Annotated in this window: 15 protein-coding genes; 7 read left to right on the top strand and 8 right to left on the bottom strand. The window is 58.9% G+C overall.

Annotated elements, in window-relative coordinates; genetic code table 11:
• Positions 1-258 precede the first annotated feature (258 nt).
• Together hmeg3_RS16555 and hmeg3_RS16550 are read left to right on the top strand one after the other, a co-directional pair.
• Positions 259-480 (top strand): hypothetical protein, encoded by a 222-nt coding sequence (locus tag hmeg3_RS16555; protein WP_050476718.1) that lies wholly within the window; start codon positions 259-261, stop codon positions 478-480.
• Positions 481-797: 317 nt separating this feature from the next.
• Positions 798-1,202, top strand: coding sequence for a response regulator (locus hmeg3_RS16550; protein ID WP_094564695.1), 405 nt, complete (start codon positions 798-800; stop codon positions 1,200-1,202).
• A gap of 80 nt (positions 1,203-1,282) precedes the next feature.
• On the opposite strand, the gene hmeg3_RS16545 is transcribed toward hmeg3_RS16550, so the two are convergent.
• Positions 1,283-1,471 carry a hypothetical protein gene (locus hmeg3_RS16545; RefSeq protein ID WP_094564694.1) on the bottom strand — a complete coding sequence of 63 codons (189 nt, stop codon included), beginning with the start codon at positions 1,469-1,471 and terminating at the stop codon, positions 1,283-1,285.
• A 654-nt stretch (positions 1,472-2,125) separates the two neighbouring features.
• Between hmeg3_RS16545 and hmeg3_RS24785 the strand changes: the two genes are divergently transcribed.
• Together hmeg3_RS24785 and hmeg3_RS16540 are read left to right on the top strand one after the other, a co-directional pair.
• Positions 2,126-2,323: a hypothetical protein gene (locus hmeg3_RS24785; protein ID WP_157739294.1), complete on the top strand. Its 198-nt coding sequence runs from the start codon at positions 2,126-2,128 to the stop codon at positions 2,321-2,323.
• Positions 2,324-2,670: 347 nt separating this feature from the next.
• A complete protein-coding gene (locus hmeg3_RS16540) occupies positions 2,671-3,885 on the top strand; it encodes an FAD-binding oxidoreductase (RefSeq protein WP_232511691.1) in 1,215 nt (404 codons plus the stop codon).
• A 76-nt stretch (positions 3,886-3,961) separates the two neighbouring features.
• Here hmeg3_RS16540 and hmeg3_RS16535 read toward each other — a convergent pair whose 3' ends face one another.
• From hmeg3_RS16535 to xylF, 7 genes are all read right to left on the bottom strand, one after another.
• The gene (locus hmeg3_RS16535) at positions 3,962-5,743 is read right to left on the bottom strand and encodes an IlvD/Edd family dehydratase (RefSeq protein ID WP_094564692.1); all 1,782 of its coding nucleotides are present in this window, start codon (positions 5,741-5,743) and stop codon (positions 3,962-3,964) included.
• Entirely contained in the window at positions 5,740-6,624 is an 885-nt protein-coding gene (locus hmeg3_RS16530; RefSeq protein ID WP_094564691.1) for an SMP-30/gluconolactonase/LRE family protein, read from the bottom strand. Before hmeg3_RS16530 ends, hmeg3_RS16535 begins: the two co-directional genes overlap by 4 nt.
• The gene (locus hmeg3_RS16525; RefSeq protein WP_304441834.1) at positions 6,621-7,430 is read right to left on the bottom strand and encodes an SDR family NAD(P)-dependent oxidoreductase; all 810 of its coding nucleotides are present in this window, start codon (positions 7,428-7,430) and stop codon (positions 6,621-6,623) included. Before hmeg3_RS16525 ends, hmeg3_RS16530 begins: the two co-directional genes overlap by 4 nt.
• Positions 7,427-8,650, bottom strand: a complete 1,224-nt coding sequence (locus hmeg3_RS16520) for a fumarylacetoacetate hydrolase family protein (protein ID WP_232511689.1) — start codon at positions 8,648-8,650, stop codon at positions 7,427-7,429. Before hmeg3_RS16520 ends, hmeg3_RS16525 begins: the two co-directional genes overlap by 4 nt.
• 59 nt (positions 8,651-8,709) lie before the next feature.
• A complete protein-coding gene (locus hmeg3_RS16515; RefSeq protein WP_094564690.1) occupies positions 8,710-9,858 on the bottom strand; it encodes a sugar ABC transporter permease in 1,149 nt (382 codons plus the stop codon).
• A 25-nt stretch (positions 9,859-9,883) separates the two neighbouring features.
• Entirely contained in the window at positions 9,884-11,437 is a 1,554-nt protein-coding gene (gene xylG / locus hmeg3_RS16510) for a D-xylose ABC transporter ATP-binding protein (RefSeq protein WP_094564689.1), read from the bottom strand.
• Positions 11,438-11,575: 138 nt separating this feature from the next.
• Positions 11,576-12,556 (bottom strand): D-xylose ABC transporter substrate-binding protein, encoded by a 981-nt coding sequence (xylF, locus tag hmeg3_RS16505; protein ID WP_369828892.1) that lies wholly within the window; start codon positions 12,554-12,556, stop codon positions 11,576-11,578.
• A gap of 596 nt (positions 12,557-13,152) precedes the next feature.
• Between xylF and hmeg3_RS16500 the strand changes: the two genes are divergently transcribed.
• The 3 genes from hmeg3_RS16500 (at position 13,153) to hmeg3_RS16490 (ending at position 16,969) form a co-directional block, all read left to right on the top strand.
• Positions 13,153-14,406, top strand: coding sequence for a DNA-binding transcriptional regulator (locus hmeg3_RS16500; protein ID WP_094564687.1), 1,254 nt, complete (start codon positions 13,153-13,155; stop codon positions 14,404-14,406).
• A gap of 95 nt (positions 14,407-14,501) precedes the next feature.
• Positions 14,502-15,566 (top strand): aldose epimerase family protein, encoded by a 1,065-nt coding sequence (locus tag hmeg3_RS16495; protein WP_094564686.1) that lies wholly within the window; start codon positions 14,502-14,504, stop codon positions 15,564-15,566.
• 149 nt (positions 15,567-15,715) lie between these two features.
• Positions 15,716-16,969, top strand: a complete 1,254-nt coding sequence (locus tag hmeg3_RS16490) for a SpoIIE family protein phosphatase (protein ID WP_094564685.1) — start codon at positions 15,716-15,718, stop codon at positions 16,967-16,969.
• The last annotated feature ends 7 nt before the right edge of the window (positions 16,970-16,976 follow it).

Below are 16,976 nucleotides of genomic sequence, written 5' to 3'. Positions count from 1 at the left end.
ATCGGGAGAATAAGTTGACCAAGATCAGCTTCATGTAAGAAATTCCACTCAAGCTTCAAAATTATTCATTTCAGCTGAAAAATAACGTGTAACGTTTATTGCGTGATATCAATATACTGTGCTGAACGCGAGTCACAAGCTTGAAAGAATTCATGCATAGTATGATCTTGGTTCTGCATGTTATATTTCCATGTGGAAATGTTTTGGGTGTAGGGGTAGCAGCCAGATTCGAACAACCGACGAGCTAAAAAGATAGCGATGGATAAAATAAAGAAAGCGGAATTGGAGCGGATCCGCAGAGAATTGATCAATGCGCATAATCGTGCAGCTTGGCATATGGCGGCGACGATCATCAAGGCGTCTCTGGTAAAAGGGGGGATGGACGAGCCCCCGACCGCACGAGAGCTGGCCGACCTGAATGCAACGATCACGAATTTGCGCAGCGTTGCCGAAGACGCGATTGAGCTTCTGAAGAAATAATTCCTCCACGTACCATTCTTCATTTGTCCTTTCATCCAGGACGATTTCCTCCTGTTTTCGCGTAGACATACGATGGGGACAGGGAATGCAATTTATTGAACATCAGACGGCGTCGCGATGTCTTTATATTCATTAGCGTGATTTTTTCCAGCATGTGGCGGCGTTTTCTTTTGAATTTGTGTAATTGAAATTCTGTTTGCATGCCACAAAGTATGGAAATGATCCGAAATGTTTTACACTGGCAATAAATCGAAAAATATTCGAAAAATTAAGTATTCGCTCTCACTTTCAACCTCGCAAGATACCAATTACCCAAAATGGCAGATGATCAATATTTCCTGGTAGTGGACGATTTCTCCACGATGAGGCGCATCGTTACCGGTTTGCTCAAGGAGCTTGAGTTCACCAAGATGGCCGAAGCTGAAGACGGCTCGGCGGCCATGAAGATACTAGAGGGCGGCGCGGCTGCGATCACGTTCGTTTTGACCGATTGGAACATGCCCGTGATGGACGGTCTGGCACTGCTCAAGAAGATTCGCGCAACACCATCGCTGGCGCATTTGCCGGTGCTGATGATTACTGCGGAAGCCAAGAAGGAAAATATCGTTGAAGCAGCACAAGCCGGCGCAGACGGCTATATCGTCAAGCCGTTCAACGCAGCAACACTGAAAGAAAAAATCGAGAAAATTTTGGCAAGACGCGCCAATATGGCAGCGGGCTGACAGACAAGCTAAGGAGGTCAATCAGGCTAAGTCTGATCGTGATTGCTCAACACGAGACCGACAGCTACAAAAAGCAGGTGTTAGCCGGGGATGGCGAAGTAAGCGCGGATGTCGCCAGGCGTCCATGATTTGACAACCACGCCATCCAGCAGCACGCGATATTCGCTGTGTCGTGCACCGTCTGCAGTCGCGACCGTGCGGCTCTGAAGCAAATACTCGACATTGTTGATGATGGTCGGTAGTTCAACGCAATCGTGACCGTCAGGCATTCTGTAAATCTCCCTTTAATAGAACAAAATCGTAGCACGAAGCAGGTGTCGGGCGCGTTCCCACATGTGCAATATAGGCGAAATATTTCTATTTCATTGTCGTGTCACCAATAGTCTCAGCAAAAAATGTGCAGTTATGCAATTGAATCTGCACATTTCATTGTCATTGCAATCACGTGCTGATATCCCGTATCCGGGACTGCTCCTGATGATCATGCCGTCCCCGCATCAAAAGCAGAAGTGCAAAGTTTTCATCTGCACAGACACATCTTTCAGCACGTGATCCGCGCCTGAGTTGTCACTGAGTTGCCGCTGAATTGCCGCTGAATTGCCGCTGAGCCACAATAAAAATCACCCCAGAACCAACTCCCGTTCAACCTGTGAAAGCATGCCCTCGCAGCACGTGTGGTGCGCGTTTCTTTGCAAAGTTTTGCGAGGCTTTACGCCGTGTTGACGAACTTTTCAGGCGTCTCTTTCTATACTTGCTTCCATGCATGGGTGATCGTATCTGTCGATGCGATGAGGCCGTGCTGATCAGACGCGAGGAAGAGCATGATGACTTTCGATTGGCTCTTGCATGTGTTGGCCGTATTAGCGGGAGGATTACTGGCTGCAATTCTCTGGGTTGTGGCACGCCAGGATCTGACCAGATAGATGCTCGCCGGATCGAAACGGCAGAGCAGGGAACAACGTCAGGCAATTGAGCCAAGGCGTCATTTTTCAGGCGAGGAAATCATGAAGTATTTTCAGAAAATTGCATATGTCTTCGCCACCGGCAGCATTCTGGTGCTGACGACGGGAATGTTGTTGGTGCTCGCAGTAACGGAGCCGATCTATCCGTTTCATGGCTGAGACTGTTTTCTCGGGGAGCTGCTTGTGCGTTCTGCGTGATATCCGTATACCCCTGCATTTGGGAAGGTAGGTACCCCGGGAGCTGCGACAATACCCGGTGGTCATCCTCCGGGATATTCATCGATCTTTCCTGATCTTACCGGTTGCCAGGTATCGCTGTAAGATGTACGCCTGCATGCAAGATGCTTGCATCTCCCGGCAGCTCAGGAAAACCATCGAATTTCATGTTCTCAATGTCTCCCATCTCGTCATCTTCTTCCGCTCATTCAGTTACCCCGGCTTCCTCATCTTCCTCACCGTCAGTGTCACGTCAGGTTGTCATTATCGGCGCCGGCGCTATCGGTGCCATGAGCGCACTGCACGCGCTCGATCAGGGGATGCAGGTCACCATCGTTGATCCGGGTACGCCCGGCGGCGAGCATGCCTCCAGCTATGGCAATGCAGGCTGGCTGTCGTCGCACTCCATCCTGCCGCCATCCGAGCCGGGTGTCTGGAAGAAGGTGCCGGGGTTTCTGCTCGACCCCTTGGGGCCACTGTCGATCCGCTGGCGCTACCTGCCGCGCACCTTGCCGTGGCTGCTGCGTTATCTGATTGCCGGCTCGACCGAAGCGCGGATCACCGAGACGGCCAAAGCATTGCGAACCCTGCTTGCCGGTGCGGCCCCTTTGCATCAACAGATCGCGGAGAAGGCGGGCGTCGGTCAACTCATCGAACTCAGCGGTCTGCTGCACGTCTATCGTTCGCGGCAGCATTTTGAAGGCGACGCCAGAGGCTGGCGCATCCGCCGTGAGCTGGGTATTGGATGGGAAGAGATCGAAGCTGAAGAATTGCATCAGCGAGAACCTGATCTGGATCCCGGTTATGGATTTGGCGTGTTCATCCATGAAGCCGGTCATTGCCGCAACCCGGGTGCCTATATCGCGGGGCTGATTCAGCATGCCTGTGATCGCGGCGCACGTCTGCGCGCCGTCAAGGCAACCGGACTCCGTTTTGCCGGTGATCGTCTGGCGGCGGTGCAAACCGAAGAGGGCGAGATCGTCTGTGATGCCGCCGTCATCGCCGCCGGTGCGCAAGCAAAAATGCTGGCAGCGCAAGCGGGCGATAACGTGCCGCTGGAAACCGAGCGCGGTTATCACGCCATGGTGGAACATCCGGAAGGCCGCCCGCGCACACCAATGATGATGATGGATCGCAAGGTCATCGCCACGCAGACCGAGCTTGGCTTGCGCGTGGCGGGGCAGGTCGAGATCGCCTCCTTCGAGGCTGAGCCGGACTGGCGTCGTGCAGAAATCATGCGCGACCTCGCGCTGCAACTTTTTCCCGCACTGCCGCGCGATCTGCCGGCCAGCCGCGTGCGCTACTGGCTGGGACGGCGTCCCAGCATGCCGGACGGCTTGCCCTGCATCGGGCCATCGACACGCAGCGCAGATGTGATCCATGCCTTCGGGCACGGCCATATCGGACTCGGCACATCAGCGAGAACCGGACGTCTGGTCGCTCAATTATTGTCCGGACAGAAGCCGGAAATCGATCTGGCGCCGTTCAGTGCGCAGCGATTCTAGCTTGACGAAAACCTGACTTAAGTCAGGCAGAGAACATGCCGGCCCGGTGATGATCATCCGGGCCGGCAGCGGCTTCTTAGTGGTTGTGACGCGGCAAGACCTTCGCCACGCCCTGATACTTGATGGCCAATTCCATGCAGGCGCCGGTTTCCAACTGGCCGACGGTGCTGCGATAAATCTCCTGCCACGGCGTCTGGCTTGGCGGCACTGCCGGGATACCTTCCGCTTTGCGCTTGGCCAGCTCTTCATCGCTGATGAGCATGTCGCAACGGCCGGTATTGAGGTCGATGCGCACCTTGTCGCCATCGCGCAGGTAGGCCAGACCACCACCCACGGCGCTTTCCGGCGACGCGTTGAGGATGGACGGGCTGTCCGATGTGCCTGACTGGCGACCGTCGCCCAGCGTCGGCAGCGTGGTGATGCCACGGCGCAGCAGTGCATCAGGTGGTTGCATGTTGACTACCTCAGCGGATCCCGGCCAGCCGACCGGGCCTGCACCGCGAATCACCAGGATCGTGTTTTCATCGATGCCCAGCGCAGGATCATTGATACGCGCATGGTAGTCGTCAGAGCCATCAAACACCGCCGCCTTGCATTCGAAGATGCCTTCACTGCCCGGTGTGTTCAGATAGCGCTCGCGGAAGGTCTCCGAAATGACGCTGGTCTTCATGATCGCGAAGTCGAACAGATTCCCCTTCAGCACCAGGAAACCCGCACGTTCGCGCAGCGGCGCTTCAAAGCGGAAGACAACCTCGCGGTCGTGGCTCTCGCGGCCTTCGAGGTTTTTCTCCATCGTCTTGCCGGTAGCGGTAAGACGATCGGAGCGCAGTTTGCCCGCCTGTTGCAGCTCCCACATGATGGCCGGCACGCCGCCGGCGCGGTGGAAGCGTTCACCCAGATATTTACCGGCAGGCTGCATGTTAAGCAGCAGCGGCACGTCATAGCCGTACTCCATCCAGTCGTCCGACTTCAGTTCCACACCGGCATGGCGCGCCATCGCCATGATGTGCGGCTGGGCGTTGGTCGAGCCGCCGATCGCCGCATTGACCACGATGGCATCGAGGAAAGCTTCGCGCGTCAGGATCGCCGACGGACGCAGATCTTCATGCGCCATGCCGACGATGCGGCGGCCGGTTTCATACGCCATCTGGCCGCGTTCACGATACGGCGCCGGAATCGCCGAGCAACCCGTGAGCGACATGCCCAGTGCTTCCGCCATGGCGTTCATGGTCGACGCGGTGCCCATCGTGTTGCAGTGACCGGAAGAGGGCGCTGACGCTGCCGCGATTTCCAGAAATTTGTCATTGTCGATCACGCCCGCCGACAACTGGCGACGGCCCTTCCAGATCGCCGCGCCGGAGCCGACCAGTTCGCCGTCCATCCAGCCGTCAAGCATCGGCCCGCCTGACAAGACGATGGCGGGGATGTCCACCGTGGACGCTGCCATGATCTGCGCGGGTGTGGTCTTGTCGCAGCCGGTGGTCAGCACCACGGCATCGATCGGATAGCCGTGCAGGATTTCCACCAGGCCGAGGTAAGACAGATTGCGGTCAATCGCTGCCGTCGGACGGCGGCAGTTTTCAAAAATCGGATGCAGCGGAAACTCCATCGGAATGCCGCCGGCATCGCGAATGCCGTCACGCACGCGGCGCGCCAGTTCGAGGTGGATGCGATTGCATGGGCTGATGTCGCTGCCGCTCTGTGCGATACCGATGATCGGGCGGCCGGAGCGCAATTCTTCCGCGGTGATGCCGTAGTTCATGAAGCGCTCAAGGTACAGCGCGGTCATGTCGATATGATCGGGATTGTCGAACCAGTCCTGGGAGCGGAACCGGCGGGGAGTCTGTTGATTCTTCACTTCTTTACCTCAGTTGATAGGTGATGTTGAGCCAGGCCCGGCGTGTCGGCGATGAAGGAAAACAGTCCACCCGCGAGCGGCTGCCTTGCCCGCTCTTCAGACGACAGACCTTTCCATGCTGTTGTGACATGAACCGTCCGCAAATCGTTTCCGCCGAAGACCAGTTTGGTCACATTGGCGCAAGGGAAGGGAATGACTCCCGCCAGCTCGCCGGACGGCGAGAAGCGCTCTATGCGCCACCCGCCGAACAAGGCGACCCACAGAAAACCCTCGGCATCGACAGCCATGCCATCGGGATAACCGGTGCCTTCGATATGTGCAAACGGACGCTTGCGTGACAGTGTTCCTGCAGCGTCGACATCGAAAGCATATACCGTTCGCTGCAATGTGTCCGTGTGATAGAGCGTTTTTCCGTCCGGACTCATGGCCGGACCGTTGGTGATGACATAGCCGCGATCCTGCGCCTGCATCCCGCGTGACCGCTCCCATCGATACAGCACGCCGCTGGGGCGGCTCTCCTCATTGTCCATCGTGCCGAACCAGAGCCGCCCCTGGCCGTCGACGAAACCATCGTTGACGCGGTTGCCGGGCAAGTGTTGTTCCACCGGCTGAATCAGCGAGAAGTCGTTGCTGTCCCGGTTGAATCGGTAGAGACCGCCTTGCAGTCCGCAGATAAAACCGCCGTCGTCACAGGGCGCGATGAATCCCGGCGCATGTGGTGTCGGCCAGCTTTGACGCTGACTGCCATCGGCGGCACAGCGATGGATCGCCTTGCCCTTGATATCGACGAAATAGACCGCCTTGTCCTGCGCGTGCCAGATCGGGCCCTCGCCCAGTTCGGCGCCGACCGGCCAGACACAGACGGGCACCGAGGCAGTCATGCGCCGTACCAGCCGGCGTCGACGAAGTAATCGCGGCCGGAACATTTGGCCGCGCTGTCGGACGCCAGAAACAACGCCAGCGCGGCGACGTCATGCGGTTCCACGCGTTCGTACAGACATTGCGCGGCGAGGATTTTTGCTTCTTCTTCCGGGCTGTGCCACAGACGCATCTGGCGCGGCGTGCGCACTGCGCCGGGGATGATGCAGTTGACCCGGATGCCATGCGGGCCGAGGTCGCGCGCCAGACCGCGTGTGAGACCTTCGATCGCCGCCTTGGCCGTCATGTACAGCGTCAGGCTCGGCAAAGCCAGATGCCAGGAAATCGAACCGAAATTGAGAATCACGCCACGGCCTTGCTCGCGCATGCCCGGCGTCACCGCCTGCGCACAGAAGAACTGATGGCGCAGGTTGACCGCCATGCGCTGATCCCAATATGCCGGGCTGACATCAGCGATCTTGTGACGGTCATCGTTGGCGGCGTTGTTGATCAGGATATCGACGGTGCCGGCCATTTTTTCGATACCGACGAAGGTCGCCGCCAGCGCATCCAGATCGAGCAGGTCGCAATGCAGGAAGGTCGGCGGCAGCGCAGAATGTTTCAGCGATTCTTCCAGCGCGCGCGATTCTTCCAGCGCGATATCGAGGAAGAATACCTGCGCCCCTTGTCCGGCAAAGGCCTCCACCAGCGCCGCACCGATGCCGGTGCCGCCGCCGGTGATGACGACCCGCTTGCCGGCCAGACTGCGATAAATGGCGTGTTCCACGGGAGTGGATGGGGCCGGCGCGGTTTGAACTGATACGGTCATGCTGATGCACTCCTGGAAGATGGCGAAGTTCCCGCCAGGCCACGCCCGGCAAGATGGTGATAGAGGGCTCGGATACCAAAGGTCCACGGTGCGATGGCGTCGCAGCGCTGCACGCGGTTGACCAATGCACCCAGCGCCGGACTGGCGATGGTGACGCGGTCGCCCAGATGATGGGTAAAGCCTGAACCGGCTGCATCGCGATCCTTGATCGGCGAGAACATGGTGCCGAGAAACAGCAGGAAACCGTCCGGATACTGATGATGCGCGCCGCAGGTCTGCGCCACCAGATCGAGCGGATCGCGGCTGATCTCGCGCATGAAGCTGGCGCCGTTCAGGCGGAATCCGTCGTCCTCGCCTTCGATCAGCAAGGTGACTTCCGCCTGACGCACGGTATCGATGGTGAAGCGCTCATCGAACAGGCGGATGAAAGGGCCGATGGCGCATGAGCCGTTGTTGTCCTTGGCCTTGCCCAGCAGCAGGGCGCTACGGCCCTCGATGTCGCGCAGGTTGACGTCGTTGCCCAGCGTGGCGCCGACGGCTTCTCCGCGGCTGTTCACGGCCAGTACGATCTCCGGCTCGGGATTGTTCCATTGCGATTCGGGATGCAGGCCGACTTCGGCGCCCAGTCCGACTGCCGACATGGCCTGCGACTTGGAGAACACTTCTGCATCCGGGCCGATACCGACTTCCATGTATTGCGACCAGGCGTCGCGTTTGAGCAGTTCCTGCTTCAGCTTCATCGCCGCTTCCGAACCCGGCCGGATCGCCGACAGGTCGGTACCGATACTCGCTTGCAGCTCCTTGCGCAGCGACTCCGCGCGGCTGGCGTCGCCTGCGGCTTTTTCTTCGATCACGCGCTCCAGCATACTGACCGCAAAGGTCACGCCGCAGGCTTTGATCGGTTGAATGTCGCAAGGCGCCAGCAGTCGTGGCAACCGCTTGTCTGAAAAGGGATCAAGCGCATCGCGGACCAGATCGGCCACGCTGCCCAGCGACTCGCCCGGCGCGTGGCGCGCCAGCGCCAACAAGTCGTCGGCGTCCAGCAAATCCGCCGATGTCGGTGCGGTGGCAGTGATGTCGAACACCTCGCCACGGCGAACCACGACCACGCAGGGGCCATTGATTTTGCTGTTTCGCCAGACGCGTCCGACCAGCAAGGCATCGGACAGGTCTGCGGGTAAAACCGCTTGTGCCTGAATAGATGGCATCGAAGATTGCATAGCACTTTCCTGTGTAAATAGTCGTATTGATTTCAGCGCGGTCATTACGCTGAGTGCGCTTAGCGTCCGGAACGGGTGCTGACGTCCACCCACACTGCGAGCATCAGAATGCTGCCCTTGACGATCATCTGCCAGTAGGTGCCGACATCGAGCATCGACATGCCGTTGTCCAGACTCGCCATTACCAGCGCACCGATCAGCGCGCCGTAGATGGTTCCCGATCCGCCGCGCATGGAGGTGCCGCCGATGAAGCAGGCTGCGATGGCGTCCAGTTCTCCCATGCTGCCCGACGAGGGCGAACCCGCCGCCAGACGCGCCGTATTGACCAGGCCGGCGAGTGCGCACATCACGCCCATGATGCCGAACACCCACAGCTTCACCGACTGCACGTTGACGCCCGACAACCGCGTCGCTTCCATGTTGCTGCCGACCGAATAGATGCGGCGGCCAAACACCGTCTGCGTCGTGATGTAGCTGAACAGACCGAGCAAGGCCAGCAGCAACAACACCGGCACCGGGATGCCGTCGTAGCTGTTGAGCGTACGCACAAAAGCCAGCAGCACGCCGCCGATGATCAGCACCTTCACCGCGTCGCGCCACAGCGCATGCACCGGCAGTGAGTGACGCACTCGGTTGACGCGCTGACGCCAGGTCAACACCAGCGCCAGGACGAACAGCACGATCACCAGCGCCACGCCCAGTTGTTGCGGCAGATAGCCTTGTCCCAGATAAACCAGCTCGCTGGATACAGGCGCAATCGTCAGGCCGCCCGTCACGCCCAGCAGCACACCGCGAAACGCCAGCATGCCGCCGAGACCGACGATGAACGAGGGGATGCGCATGTACGCCGTCAGGTAGCCGTTGAACAAGCCCAGCGCCAGGCCGCACAGCAAGACCAGCGCCAGATTGATCGGCAGCGGCAGGTGATAGGTGACATCCATGATCGCCGCGATGCCGCCGAGCAGGCCCAGCAGGGAGCCGACCGAGAGATCAATCTCTCCGGCGATGATCACCAGCACCATGCCGCAGGCGAGGATGCCGGTCACCGACATCTGGCGCAGCAGATTGGAGAGGTTGCGCGGCGTCACGAATCCACCTTCGGTCTTCCAGCTGAAGAAAGCCCAGATGATGGCGATGGCGATGAGCAGCGCCATGATTTTGTAGCGGCTGAACAGCTGCTTGATGTTGGTCGAGCTAAGAGAGTTCATACGGATTGATTCCAGGTTGTTTTACTTATGCGGTGGCTTGCAAGGTGCGGTGCTGCGGCGATTGGTTGATGGCCGCCGCCAGCACCATCTCTTGCGTCAGATCCTGATTGACGAAATCGCCGCGCAGCTTGCCTTCGCCGATGACCAGCACGCGATCGGACACGCCCAGCACTTCCGCCAGTTCGGACGACACCATGATCACGGCCACGCCTTGTCTGGCCAGTTCTGAAATGAGCCGGTAGATTTCTGCCTTGGCGCCGACGTCGACACCGCGTGTCGGCTCGTCGAGGATCAGCACCTTCGGCCGCGCCAGCAGCATCTTGGCCAGCACTGCCTTTTGCTGATTGCCTCCCGACAGTCCCGTGATCGGCAGGAAAGGGCTGGAAGTCTTCAGCTGCATGCGTCCGATCTCGTCCTGCACGGTCTTCAGTTCGGACTCGGCGTCGATGCGGGTGCGGCGCGAGAAGTCGTTGAGCACCGTCAGCGTGATGTTCTGGCCGACGCTGAGGTCCGGCACGATACCGTGCTGCTTGCGATCTTCCGGCACCATGCACAGACCCAGGCGAATCGACTTGAGCGGCGTCGCGGTATCGACCTTGGCGCCATGCATGAACACTTCGCCTTCATGACGGCCAGGATAGGCGCCGAACAAGGCCGACACCAGTTCCGTGCGCCCGGCGCCGACCAGTCCGGCGATGCCGAGAATTTCACCGCGACGCACCGAAAAGGACACATCGTCGACGCGCTTGCGTTTGGGATTGTCGACGTCGAAGCAGGTGACATGGCGCGCTTCAAAAATCACTTCGCCGATCTCGTGGTCGCGGGTCGGATACATGGTTGTGATTTCGCGGCCGACCATCTGCGTGATGATCTGGTCTACATCCAGCGCTTGCATCGGCGTGGTGGCGATGTGCTTGCCGTCGCGGATTACGGAAATGGTGTCGCATACCTCCGCCACTTCATCGAGCTTGTGCGAGATATAGACGCAGGCCACGCCCTTGGCCTTGAGGTCTTTGATGATCTTGAGCAGAACCGCGATCTCCGATGAGGTCAGCGACGAGGAAGGCTCATCGAGGATCAGCAGGCGCGCCTTCTTGTTGAGCGCCTTGGCGATTTCCACCAGTTGCTGATGGCCGCCGCCGTATTGCATGACCGGCAGGGCGACGTTGATGTCGGGCATGTTTAGCTCGCGCATGAGTTCTTCGGCGCGGTGATACATGGCCGGATAATTCATGCGGCCGCCGCGCAGTGTCAGTTCATGGCCCATGAAAATATTTTCCGCCACCGACAGTTCGGGCACCAGCATCAGTTCCTGATGGATGATGACGATACCGGCCGCTTCCGTGTCGCGCACCGAGTGCGCCACCAGCGGCTTGCCATCCCACAGGATCTCGCCATCCCAGGTGCCGTGCGGGTAGACGCCGGAGAGGATTTTCATCAGTGTCGACTTGCCGGCGCCATTCTCGCCACACAGGCCGACGCATTCACCGGCCTTGATCTTGATGTCGATGCCATTCAGCGCGCGGACGCCGCCAAACGTCTTGACGATGTCCTTCATTTCTAACAAGTACTCAGACATGCATGCTCTCGTGGAGTAAAAACTGCGCAATAGCCGTGGCCGGGTCGCCACAATTCACGCGTAACCGCTAACTGCAATCAGGAAAAAACGGCAATGCCGGACAGGCTTGCGGCCTGCCCGGATTGCTTCTTGTTTTTGTTATTTGCCGCTGATTTGCGCTTGTGTGTAGAAGCCGTCATCCACCAGTACGTTGACGTTGGCCTTGGTCAGAGGAATCGGCTTGAGCAGCACCGTATCGACTTTCTTGAAGCCATTGTCGTATTGCGAGTTGTAAGCCGGCTTCTCGTTGCGGGCCAGATGTACCGACAGATTGGCGGCTTCCGTGGCGATCAGCTTGAGGGGTTTGTACACCGTCATGGTCTGGGTGCCGGCGACCACGCGTTTGACCGCGGCCAGGTCGGCATCTTGTCCCGAGACCGGCACCTTACCGGCCAGCTTTTGCGCAGCCAGCGCCTGGATGGCGCCGCCTGCCGTGCCGTCGTTGGAGGCGACGATGGCATCGATCTTGTTGTTGTTGGCGGTCAGCGCGTTTTCAACGATGGACAAGGCTTCGGTTGGATTCCAATCCTTCACCCATTGCTGGCCGACGATCTTGATGTCGCCCTTGTCGATGTAAGGCTTGAGCACCTTCATCTGGCCTTCACGCAGCATCTTGGCGTTGTTGTCGGTCGGCGAGCCGCCCAGCAGATAGAAGTTGCCCTTCGACTGCGCCTTGACCACGCCTTCGGCTTGCATTTCACCGACCTTTTCATTGTCGAAGGAGATGTAGGCGTCGACGTCCGCGTTGAGGATCAGACGGTCATACGACAGCACCTTGATGCCGGCCTTCTTGGCTTCCTTGATGGTGTTGGTCAGTACGGTCGCGTTGAAGGGCACGATTACGATCACGTCAACACCGCGCGAGATCAGGTTTTCGATCTGCGAGATCTGGCGTGCTTCGCTGGCGTCGGCCGACTGGACGAAGACCTTTGCGCCCAGCTTTTCTGCGGCTGCGGTAAAAAAATCGCGATCGCGCGCCCAGCGCTCAACGCGCAGGTCATCGATGGAAAAGCCGATCTTCGGATTCTTGGCATCCGCCATGGCGCTTGTGCTGACCAGCGAGATCGTAGTCACCGCCATCAATGCCAATACACTTTTTTTCAGGATTGCGTTCATTGCCTGGTCTCCAGTTTCATTATGATTTTTAAGGGGAATGCTCCCGTGCATGGTCGGCGTCAATCTGGCGTTCCATTTTTTACCGGCGACTTTTCGTGGTTTGATTTGTGGTTCGCCGCCCGGCCGGGAGGATGAAGCGGTTCGTTGTCCCGCCCTGCAAACTCAGGTGGGAAGGCGCTCCGCTCATCTGCTGCTCATTTGCTTTCATTTGCTGCTCTGCCATCATTTCCTTGCAGAAGATCCCTGCTGGTTTTGATGTGGGGCCATACTAGCAACCAGCGACAGGCGTCTACAATTACGAAATTCACCAACCGGGATAGCGATTCTTTCTATTGCAGTTGCACAAAGCGGTATTTGGACTGACGCCAGCCTGACGCGTCGTTACAATTGATGGCGCTGAATAAGTCCAGCAACACAGAGCAACCCAAAGCAAGTCATAAAAAAATAGATGGCATTTTGTTAATCAAAACGTCAATCAAAAAATGCTGATCGTTGGAGGAAGCCGTCGCCGTCCTGTTGGTCGGTGAGGCAAGGCAGTTGGGGTATCAGGAGACTATGAAGTGACAAGAGTACCGACCGTGCATCGCATCGCGCTACTGTTCAACGGCAACAAGATATTCGATCGCGACATCATCGCCGGCATCGGCGAATACCTCACCAGCACACGCGCCTCGTGGGACTTGTACCTGGAGGAAGACTTTCGCTGCCGCCTGCAAGGCATCGAGCGCTGGCAAGGTCACGGCATCATCGCCGACTTCGATGACCCCGCCACGTGCGAAGCCCTCGCGGGAGTACACCTGCCGGTGGTGGCCGTTGGCGGCTCCTATGCCGACGCTGCCGACTATCCGCAAGCTATTCCCTACGTTGCGACCGACAATTTCAAACTGGTGAAGCTCGCCTACGATCATCTGATCGAAGCCGGGCTGCAAAATTTTGCCTGCTTCAGCCTGCCCAAGGCCGACGTCAATCGCTGGGCTCAGGAGCGCGAAAAAGCCTTCGAAGCGCTGATGCAGCGCGACGGTATTCAGGGACATATCTATCGCGGCGTCGGCACCAGCGCGCCATCCTGGGATACCGCCGTCGAGCAGCAGATCGCCTGGGTGCGCAGCCTGCCCAAGCCGATCGGCATCATTGCCGTGACTGATGCACGCGCCCGCCAGTTGTTGCAGGCCTGTTTGTGCGCAGGCATTGCGGTGCCCGAGCAAGTGGCGCTGATCGGTATCGACAACGATCCGCTGGCGCGCATCCTGACGCGGGTGCCATTGAGTTCGGTGATTCAGGGAACGGTCGAGATGGGGCGTACGGCGGCGCATCTGCTGCACCAGATGCTGCATGGCGCACGCTTTGCCGACACGCGCATCCTGGTACCGCCGGCCGGCATCAACGTGCTGGCATCGAGCCGGCACGAAGCACGCAATCATCCCCACGTGATGCAGGCCATGCATTTCATTCGCCAATACGCCTGCCAGGGCATCAAGACAGAGCAGGTGGCCGACTATGTCGGCATCTCGCGCTCCTCGCTGGAATGGTACTTCCGCCGCGAACTGGGGCGCAGCGTGCATGACGAGATACTGCGTTTCAAACTGGATGCCGCCAAGCGCTTGCTGCAACAGGCCGACAGCAATGTCGCCGACATCGCCGTCAGTTGCGGCTTCACCTCAGTGCAATACATGCACGCCGTGTTCAAGCGCGAACTCGGATGCACGCCACGGGAATATCAGGAGCAGATGGCCGCTGATGCGCCGCCACCGGTTGCACTCCCAAGGAAGAAATCTCCCGCTGCTGCATCGATATTGAGAGAACACAACGTGTAAGCAGGGCAGGAACAAGTAGACAAACGCATAGACGAACGCATAAGCAATCAAACGAATGGATTGAGGCATTCAATCCATCGCCAATTTTTCAGACGATGACACATTTCACAATCACCAGCGCTCCCGCCGACCATGGCATCACCCTCTACACCTTGCGCAATGCACACGACATGCGCGTCGTCATCAGCGACCGCGGCGCCACGCTGATCTCGTGGTGGGTGCCTGACCGTTACGGCCGCGAAGCCGACGTCCTGCTCGGTTATCCGGACTGCGACGGTTATCTCGCCAATCCGGCTTTCTTCGGCGGCGTGATCGGACGCTGGGGCAATCGCATTGCCAACGGCCGGTTCACGCTGGATGGCGTCGATTATCAGATCGACCGCAATGAAGGCGACAATCATCTGCACGGCGGGAAGGGCGGATTTCACCTGATGCCGTGGCAGGTGCAGACCGATCCGGAAGGCCTGAGGATGACGCTGGCGTCACCGGACGGCGCGGCGGGGTTTCCCGGCAACGTGCTGACCTCGGTGTTGTACCGGCTGGATGACGACGGCCAGTTGCGCATCGACTACACCGCCACGACCGATGCACCCACGCCGATCAACCTGACCTCGCACGGCTACTTCAACCTCAACGGCGGTGCCGGCGACATCTGCGACCACATCCTCTCCATCGATGCCGACGCTTACCTGCAAGTCGACCGCAGACTGATTCCTGAAAAAGCCGCCAACGTGGCCGGCAGCGCCTTCGACTTCCGCCAGCCTGCACCGATTGGCCCGCGTCTGGCATGGCCCGACGAACAGCTCAGCGTGGCCGGTGGCTTCGACCACTGCTATTGCCTGCGCCGGGAAAACGATGTTGTCGAGGAGCCGGGACGCAAGGTCCAGCCGCTGCGCGACGTGGCGACGGTCTACGATCCGGGTTCAGGGCGTGAGCTGACCGTCTCGACTACCGAGAACGGCCTGCAGTTCTACAGCGGCAATTTTCTCAAAGGCGTGCAGGGGCGTGCGATGCAACCCTATGCCATCCACGATGGCTTTTGTCTGGAAGCGCAAGCCTATCCGGATCAGGTCAACACGCCTGAGCGGGAAGCCGTCATCTTGCGGCCGGGCCAGGTCTACCGGCAGACTACCGCATACCGGATGAGCGTCAGGAAGTAGTTTGTTTTGAAGGAAATCAGACCGCAGGCCGCCTGTATCGCCCGTCCCGCCTGGATGTTGAGAGCGTCATATCGCTGTCACACTAGTTAACTAAAATTGCTGGTTAAACAACAATTTGCTGTTTTGCAGTTAACAGGGACAGGGATCACGTGGACACCGATTTTAGCCTTGCGCCGATGGCAGGGCGTCATTTGCAACAACCGACAGCCAGCGCGTTGGCGGTGAGCGTACCCGCAGTCACCTTCGAAGAGAACAACGCCAAGGTGTTGGAGGTATTCGGACGCCATCGCGAGCTGATCAGCCTGCCGGTGCTGGAGAACGGCCACCCGATCGGGCTCATCAGCCGCAATATCTTCATGTCGCAGATGTCCAAGCCCTACCACCGCGAGCTCTACGAAAAGAAGAGCTGTATCGCCTTCATGGACAAAGACCCGCTCATCGTCGAAGTCGACACCTCCATTGAGACGCTTGGCGCGCTGGCGGTGGAATCCGGCGACAAGACATTGGCGGACGGCTTCATGATCGTCAACCAGGGCAAGTTCGCCGGCCTCGGCTCCGGCCTGGATCTGATGCGCATGATGGTCTCGCTGCAGGCAGAAAAAAATCGCCAGGTCATGCAAAGCATCGACTACGCCAGCGTCATCCAGCGGGCCATGCTGAGCGCCTCGCGCACGGCCATGTCGCAAGCGCTGGCCGATGCCTGCCTGATCTGGGAGCCGCGCGACGTGGTCGGCGGCGACTTCTACCATTTCGAACGCTATGCCGACGGCTGGTTTGCCGCCGTCGCTGACTGTACGGGGCACGGCGTGCCCGGCGCCTTCTTGACGCTGATCGCGTCGTCATCCCTCAAGCAAGCGTTGGAACAGCACGGTCCGCACGATCCCGCACGCGTCATGGGCGAGGTCAATCGCAGCATGAAGAGCGTCCTCGGCCAGCACGCCACGGCAGAGCAGCGTTCCGAATCCGACGATGGCATGGATGCCTGCTTCTTCTGGTTTGAAGCCGCCACCGACAGCCTGACCTACGCCAGCGCCAAGATGCCATTGCTGGTGCTCCTGCCCGGTGCGGAAGAAGTGCAGACCTTCGACGGTGCGCGCACCGGCCTCGGCTACATCGATACGCCTGACGACATGAAGTGGAGCAACCGCAGCGTGCAACTGAGCGAAGGCGCGGTCGTCATGACCGCCACCGACGGCATCATCGACCAGATCGGCGGTCCGAAGAATATCGCCTTCGGCAAGCAGCGCCTGCGCAACGCCATGCGCGCCAGCCGTGATCTGCCCATGGCCGAATTCGGCAAGAAGATCATGGAAGAACAAAAGAACTACCAGGGCCAGCAGCGTCGCCGCGATGACCTGACCTTTTTCAGTTTCCGCCTGCGCGGATCGATTAACAGCAAGTAGAAGTAGA

It is taken from the genome of Herbaspirillum sp. meg3 (assembly GCF_002257565.1).
Taxonomy (GTDB): domain Bacteria; phylum Pseudomonadota; class Gammaproteobacteria; order Burkholderiales; family Burkholderiaceae_D; genus Herbaspirillum.
This window is presented reverse-complemented; position numbering and strand designations above follow the sequence as displayed.